Origin of the sequence: Pseudomonas mosselii, from assembly GCF_005796105.1 — a bacterium.
GTDB classification, from domain to species: domain Bacteria; phylum Pseudomonadota; class Gammaproteobacteria; order Pseudomonadales; family Pseudomonadaceae; genus Aquipseudomonas; species Aquipseudomonas mosselii_C.
Genome location: NZ_VAUO01000050.1, coordinates 1 through 485 on the forward strand (window position 1 = coordinate 1; position 485 = coordinate 485).

At 58.1% G+C, this 485-nt stretch carries 1 protein-coding gene; it reads left to right on the top strand.

The genetic code is table 11. The annotated features are described in order from the left end of the window. Nucleotides 1–485, top strand: a 485-nt coding sequence (locus FEM01_RS24025) for an Hcp family type VI secretion system effector (protein ID WP_138221893.1), incomplete at both ends; no start/stop codon positions are given.

Consider the following 485-nt stretch of genomic DNA (forward strand, 5'->3'; position numbering starts at 1 on the left):
TTACATCAAGATCGAAGGTCAGACCCAAGGCAACATCACTGCGGGCGCCTTTACCTCCGATTCGGTCGGCAACGTGTTTGTCGAGGGCCACGAAGACGAGATTCTGGTGCAGGAGATCAAGCACCAGGTGACGACACCTACCGATCCGCAGAGCGGCCAACCGGCCGGCCAGCGGGTCCACAAACCCTTCATCTTTACCAGCGCACTGAACAAGGCAACGCCCTTGATGTATCAGGCGCTGGCCAGCGGCGAAATGCTGCCGACCGTTGAAGTCAACTGGTACCGCACTTCCGTGGAGGGCAAGCAAGAGCACTTCTTCACCACCAAGCTAGAGGACGCCACCATCGTCGATATCAACACGGTGCTGCCTCATGCGCAGAACCAGAAGAATGCGAACTACACCCAGCTGATCGAGGTGGCAATGTCCTACCGCAAGATCTCCTGGACCCATGTAGTCGCAGGCACCGAAGGCTCCGACGACTGGC